A 6,270-nucleotide genomic window follows, 5' to 3' on the forward strand; every position below is an offset into this window, starting at 1 on the left:
CTGGATCCCCGCCTGCGCGGGGATGACGACGGTGAGAATGGCACTTATCCTAGAGCACCATATAGTTTAAATTTTAAGCAGCCAAACTCATCGCTATATGCAGGTTGGTAATAGCTGCCGTTCTGTTTAAATCATATTCATTTAGCCGCAAGCCTCGGTACCTTGCTCTAGGACCTTTGCGGTTGCAGATTGATGCTAGAGAGTGCTCTACTTTGACCCGCTCTCTAGCATCAGCCCGACCTTGAGACGTACTTACGTACTTCTGAAGTTTTTGCAGCATCGCTTCCTGCTCGTGTATTTTAATTTTTCGACCTTTCTCTGATGTCGTACAATCTGCTTTTTTCGGACAAGCGTTGCATTCCGTTGATTTAAAACGGGCTTGCGTTACTTTTCCAGACTTTATCATGGCAACTTTCCCTGCTGGGCACATGACACTGCCTTCAACCAAGTCAATTTGGAATGCGTTTTTACTCAGTGCGCTCTTGGATGGCGGTGTCCATGGTTTTGCAACAACCTCTTTTCCTGCTTCGTACAGCTCCGTTGTCCAGTGAGCAGCTAAATAACCCCTATCTATTTGAATTTGTTTAACTTCACCGTAAGCATTGACTTTGGGTTTTAAGTACTCCGACGCCTTGTGCTCCGGTTCATTGGCAGGACGGACACAGGTCGCTAATATCAGCTTGTTGTCTAAGTCGACAGCAATATGTTGCTTAAACCCGCTAATCGTCCTTGAGCTTGATTTTCGTCCATGGCGCATTGTTGAGTCTGAGATAGAGATTTGCCTATCCGGCACCGAACCCTCTTTTACTTTAGGCCCATTTCCGTCCGGGTCAGGGTCTATATTCTGTTCCAAAACTTTTGCAAGTAAAGCGAGGCTCTCTTCCAGCCCTTTATGCTTAATAAAGGCGGAGGGTTGTTTTTCTAACCACTGCTTCAGAGCGTCAACATCATTTTGCAAGGTTTCAACGGCTTGATGCTTCTCGTTTTTATCTGACCAATCAATGTCTAACGCCGCTTTGACACTGCTTTTTCCTACCAGTTTTAGACCACATTCTTCGATGAGTTCTTCTTCTGAGATCATCTTTATTTGTGCAGCACAGTTGACGACTAATTCAAGAGCATGTCCCACTAAATTGAACGTATCTTCAACTCGACCAGCGCCCTGTAGTGGCGCTGAGTCTAGGGCCACTCTGAGCTGAACATGACTAAAACCTCCAACTTCACGAGCGACATTTACGGTATGTTCAAGTAAAACTACATCCATATCGTGTGCAATTAAACGATGACGAAAATCACATAAGGTGCCTTGTGAAAATGGCGATTCCTCGCTCCCTAGACAGTCCAGTACCATTTGCCAACGTTGGTCAAACATCGCTTCTAATGTCGCTCCGGCATCCGATTTTTGCTCGTATGCTTGAAGAATCGTTGCCATCGCTAAAAGAGCGGCCGGAACAGCAGGCTTTCCTCTTGGGTGGTCAGCATACATCGACATAAGCTTATGATTAATCTCTTCATTAATGATGAGATGACGATTGGTGCGTAAGAACACAAACAGTTTTCCGGTCTGTTTTAACTTTTTGCAAATAAACTGCTCTTTTTTGGAAAGAGCAGTTGGTGGTTCCCAGTTTCTAGAATTAGACATAATCAATCAGTTGATAAGTTAATAATACTGTGTATTTGATCATGTTTTGGGGCTAAAGTCACTGTGTGTTTTTTAAACTGATCGGTGCTCTAGGCCCTATCACCTTTATCATCATTAAGCATTTACAATCTAGCCCCTAATTCTTTTTCGAGACTTAAACATGAAATATCTAGTTACTGGTGCCGCTGGCTTTATTGGTAGCGCCACCGTTAAAAAATTAACTGAGCAAGGCCATCATGTGGTTGGCATTGATAATATCAACGACTATTACGATGTTAATCTAAAACACGCCAGACTGGCACGTATTGAGCACCCGCTATTTCGTTTTATCCAACTAGATATTGCCGATCGCGATGCCATGGCGCAGCTTTTTGATCAAGAGAAGTTTGAGCGCGTGATTCACCTTGCCGCGCAGGCTGGGGTGCGTTATTCACTCGAAAACCCTCATGCGTATGCCGATTCAAACCTAGTCGGTCATTTGAATATTCTTGAAGGTTGCCGACAAAATAAAGTGGGCCATCTAGTCTACGCTTCGTCCAGCTCTGTGTATGGCTTAAATGCTAAAGTCCCTTTCGCGACTTCTGACTCGGTCGATCACCCAGTCTCGTTATATGCAGCCACTAAAAAATCTAATGAGCTAATGGCGCACAGTTATTCGCACCTTTACGATATTCCGACCACGGGTTTGCGCTTTTTTACTGTCTATGGTTCTTGGGGACGTCCGGATATGGCTCCATTTATCTTTACCAAGAAGATTTTAGCGGGCGAAACCATAGATATTAATAACCATGGTGATATGTGGCGTGATTTTACCCATGTTGACGATATTGTGGAGGGCGTAGTACGCATTGCCGATGTGCTACCAACTCGTAATGCGGCTTGGACGGTAGAATCTGGCACGCCAGCAACCAGCTCAGCCCCTTACGCGATTTATAACATTGGTCATGGTTCGCCAATTAATTTGATGGAATTTGTTAAAGCGATTGAAGATCAACTTGGCATTGAAGCCAAGAAAAACTTCCGTGGTATGCAACCAGGGGATGTTTATCAAACTTACGCAGATACCGAAGATTTATTTACCGCGACAGGTTATCGCCCACGTATTGGTGTCAAAGAGGGCGTGGCGGAGTTTATTAATTGGTATCGCGAGTTTTATAAACTATGAGGTCCTAGGTTAAAAGCAGGTCCTAGGTCCTAGGGAAAAGCAGGTCCTAGATAAAAACTAAAACTTGGATCCCCCGCCTGCGCGGGGATGACGAACGTGAGTGGGGATGACAATGGTGAGTGGTGTTTTTCTTAGGATCTAGGACCTATAAACTATAAACTATAAACTTTATCATCATTAACCATTAACCATTAACCATTAACCATTACCCAGTAAGTTATTATTATGATTAAAAAATGCTTATTTCCTGCCGCTGGCTACGGCACCCGCTTTTTACCTGCCACCAAATCAATGCCTAAAGAGATGATGCCGGTTGTCAACAAGCCCTTAATTGAATACGGCGTTGATGAGGCCATTCAGGCGGGGATGACCGACATGTGTGTGGTCACTGGGCGTGGAAAAAATGTCTTAATGGATCACTTTGATAAAAACTATGAATTAGAACATCAGATCAGTGGCACTAACAAAGAGAATCTCTTAACCGGTATTCGCTCACTGATTGATGCGGCCAACTTTACTTATATCCGCCAACGTGAAATGAAAGGTTTAGGTCATGCAATTTTAACCGGCCAGCCTTTGATTGGTGATAATCCTTTTGCGGTGGTGTTAGCGGATGATTTATGTGTTAATCCTGAGCAAGGGGTATTAGCGCAAATGGTGGCTTTATATAACCAGTTTCGTTGCTCAATCATTGCCGTGCAAGAAGTACCTGAAGATGAAACTCATAAGTATGGCGTGATTGCTGGTGAAATGATCAAAGATGATATTTATCGAGTTGATACCATGGTTGAGAAACCTGAGCCAGGCACGGCGCCAAGTAACCTAGCGATTATTGGCCGCTATATTTTAACGCCGGATATTTTTGAGCTGATCGAGCAAACTGAGCCGGGTAAAGGTGGCGAGATTCAAATTACTGATGCGCTGTTAAAGCAAGCCAAATCCGGTTGTGTATTGGCCTATAAGTTTAAGGGCCAGCGTTTTGATTGCGGCAGTGTTGAGGGCTACATTGAAGCGACCAATTACTGTTATGAAAATTTATATGGCGCTAAGGGGTAGTCTCGCACCTGCGCTCGTCACTTGGCGTTTTCGGCGGAATGGATCCCCGCCTGCGCGGGGATGAAGAACGTGAGTGGGAGCGTTTAATCAATCACTTAATGAATGTCACTTGTAACCGTTCACCAGTCCTCCCATTGACAGCCTCTAAATTGTGACCAACAGCACTTGATCCCCTTTTTTCTCTTGAGTGATCATTTTCATCCTTCATCATCAGAGCATGAAAAAGAAAAAATCCAAATTTGCAGACGCGCCCCCCGTCGTCTCTGATATCCATCAAGCTAACGCACTCATCGAAGAGTTGTGGGCACAGCTTCGTGAGTATGAAGATAAACTCAAGACCAGTGGCTCTAACTCATCAAAGCCGCCTTCCTCCGACGGACCGAAAGAGCGAGCTGAACGAAAAAAGCTCAAAGCTCTGGTGGTCGCCATTCGAGAGGAGCTAAACCGGGTCACACAGGGCATCAACGACAACTCTCAGCACTGAAAGAAACAGACTCAGTGGTAGAGTGCTGGCCTGATACCTGTTGCCCTTGCTGTGGTGAATCGAAAATGGTTTATCACAAGAAACCCTTTTATCGTCACCAAGTCCATGAAATACCGAATCCCCGTGTAGATATTACGGAATACCAACTTTACTCAGGGCAATGCCAATATTGCAGAGAAGTGAGTAGAGCTCGATTACCAGAAGGCGCGCCGCAAGGTATCATGGGCCCAAACCTGCTCAGCTATACTGCGGTCCTAGCTGGGCAATATCACCTGAGTGTCCGTAAAATACAGTCTCTGCTCAAAGAACAGTTAGGCACTACATTCTCCATCGGAGCCATCAGTGAGGCACAAACCAAAGTGGCTTCAATGCTGACGCCGCTACATCAGGCTATTCGGGCTGGCATCCAAAAAGCCCCCATGGTTCATATTGATGAAACCTCTCATCCGAGAAATGATGAATCCCGTCTGCGTTGGTGTTGGTTGGCGAGCAGCGAAGATCTGGTTTACGAAAAAATCCTGTACTCGCGTTCAAGTCACTCAGCAAAGCTCATCTTGGGTGATGCATATTCCGGCGTGATCATCAGTGATCAGTGTCCGAGCTATAACTGGATACCACAAGGCCAACGCCAACTCTGTTGGTCCCATATTAAACGAAACCTGCAGCAAATCGCTGATTATAGTGGCGGAGGTTTTACCGCCAGAGTTGGCCGGTATCTGACTTTTATCACCAGTGCTCTCTTCAGAACACGTCATCGCTTCGAACAGAATGAACTGTGCCATAAGCGATACATGCGCCGGATGCTCAGGCTTCAAAAAGCGTTCGACCACTGGCTTGAAAAGGGCCGGTCGATCGTGGTTAAAAGGTATAAAGGTCGTTGCGAAAAGCTGGAGCAGCATCGGCAAAGCTTATGGCTGTTCCTGAAGCATGAATCCATCCCGCTTACCAACAATGAAGCTGAGCGGCGCATCCGTGGCAGCGTTATTCAACGTAAAATCAGCTTTGGTACTACCTCAGATGCTGGCGACAAGTTCAGAGGCCGAATGCACACATTGGTAGAAACCTGCAAGAAACGTTGGTTATCCAGCTTGTCTGTGCTAACAGAGATTGTACAGGCGGTAACCGCGCGTCAGCCATATCCAAACGTTCTTGGTCTGTAGACAAAAGTCAATTAACTACCGGTGAACGGTTACTTTCACTTAACTTGCCCCTCACGGAAGTGAGGAGCAATCATTACCTACCACGGATTATTTTAATTCAGTCCAATAGTCCTTATTTGGTAACTATTCACCCACGAGCTATTGACGACGGTTTACGCTAAAAATACTGGCGCCTGATAATCAACTTTCAACATGTGATGTTCGACGATTTCACGCAGCCATTTATAAGCAGAGACCTGCTGAAGTTTGGCTGTTTCTATCAGCGAGAACATTCGTTCGCGGAACTGGTCGCCTCGATATGAGCGAGTCACGTAACAACACTTCCTCATCAGTATGTAATTACGGAGAACTCGCTCCGCTGCGTTGTTTGTTAACGGGCATTCGGAGTCGTCCATAAACCGCCAGACCATGGCATCATCAGCGATGAGGTTTCGACATCTACCTCGATATCGTTTTGAGCATTGATAACTACCCAATTTGAGCCAATGAAGCCAGCTCTTTCGTAATCGCCTGAGTCGGCGGTAATATTGGCTTTCGGTAATTTTTTCTTCGATATATCGGTGATGACACCTGAATACGCTATGAGCGATTAAAGCGAGTTTTTCTCCGATTTTTTGGTTTTCAGGACAAACGCTCTCCTCGATAGCGATGACGTTCCTTAATATGTGAGCCCAGCATAATTGGCGCTTAGATTCGTCGATATATTTGTAGGCAGAATATTGGTCAGTCACTAAAAGGTGTGAAACCGCTTCACCAAGTAGTC

6 protein-coding genes are annotated in these 6,270 nt (G+C 45.4%); 4 read left to right on the top strand and 2 right to left on the bottom strand.

Annotation, left to right across the window (positions count from 1 at the left end):
* Window positions 1–73: 73 nt before the first annotated feature.
* The gene (locus FKN93_RS08875) at window positions 74–1,642 is read right to left on the bottom strand and encodes an IS1182 family transposase (RefSeq protein ID WP_039422768.1); all 1,569 of its coding nucleotides are present in this window, start codon (window positions 1,640–1,642) and stop codon (window positions 74–76) included.
* Window positions 1,643–1,802: 160 nt separating this feature from the next.
* Between FKN93_RS08875 and FKN93_RS08880 the strand changes: the two genes are divergently transcribed.
* The 4 genes from FKN93_RS08880 (at window position 1,803) to FKN93_RS08890 (ending at window position 5,507) form a co-directional block, all read left to right on the top strand.
* On the top strand, window positions 1,803–2,807 hold the full coding sequence (locus FKN93_RS08880; RefSeq protein WP_170904935.1) for an NAD-dependent epimerase: 1,005 nt from the start codon (window positions 1,803–1,805) through the stop codon (window positions 2,805–2,807).
* Window positions 2,808–3,032: 225 nt separating this feature from the next.
* Complete coding sequence (gene galU, locus FKN93_RS08885) at window positions 3,033–3,863, top strand: UTP--glucose-1-phosphate uridylyltransferase GalU (RefSeq protein ID WP_050782772.1); 831 nt, start codon at window positions 3,033–3,035, stop codon at window positions 3,861–3,863.
* 217 nt (window positions 3,864–4,080) lie between these two features.
* On the top strand, window positions 4,081–4,347 hold the full coding sequence (locus FKN93_RS18095) for a DUF6444 domain-containing protein (RefSeq protein ID WP_332405993.1): 267 nt from the start codon (window positions 4,081–4,083) through the stop codon (window positions 4,345–4,347).
* Window positions 4,348–4,361: 14 nt separating this feature from the next.
* The gene (locus FKN93_RS08890) at window positions 4,362–5,507 is read left to right on the top strand and encodes an IS66 family transposase (protein ID WP_346009388.1); all 1,146 of its coding nucleotides are present in this window, start codon (window positions 4,362–4,364) and stop codon (window positions 5,505–5,507) included.
* 152 nt (window positions 5,508–5,659) lie between these two features.
* On the opposite strand, the gene FKN93_RS08895 is transcribed toward FKN93_RS08890, so the two are convergent.
* On the bottom strand, window positions 5,660–6,270 hold a 611-nt coding region (locus FKN93_RS08895), incomplete at its 5' end, for a transposase (RefSeq protein ID WP_170904937.1).

Origin of the sequence: Vibrio sp. A8-1, assembly GCF_013048685.1 — a bacterium.
GTDB classification, from domain to species: Bacteria; Pseudomonadota; Gammaproteobacteria; order Enterobacterales; family Vibrionaceae; genus Vibrio; species Vibrio metschnikovii.

Excerpts from the sequence above, each read along its gene's own strand:
- FKN93_RS08875 (WP_039422768.1), bottom strand. The coding sequence starts at position 1,642 with ATGTCTAATTCTAGAAACTGGGAACCACCAACTGCTCTTTCCAAAAAA.
- FKN93_RS08880 (WP_170904935.1), top strand. The coding sequence starts at position 1,803 with ATGAAATATCTAGTTACTGGTGCCGCTGGCTTTATTGGTAGCGCCACC.
- galU (WP_050782772.1), top strand. The coding sequence starts at position 3,033 with ATGATTAAAAAATGCTTATTTCCTGCCGCTGGCTACGGCACCCGCTTT.
- FKN93_RS18095 (WP_332405993.1), top strand. The coding sequence starts at position 4,081 with ATGAAAAAGAAAAAATCCAAATTTGCAGACGCGCCCCCCGTCGTCTCT.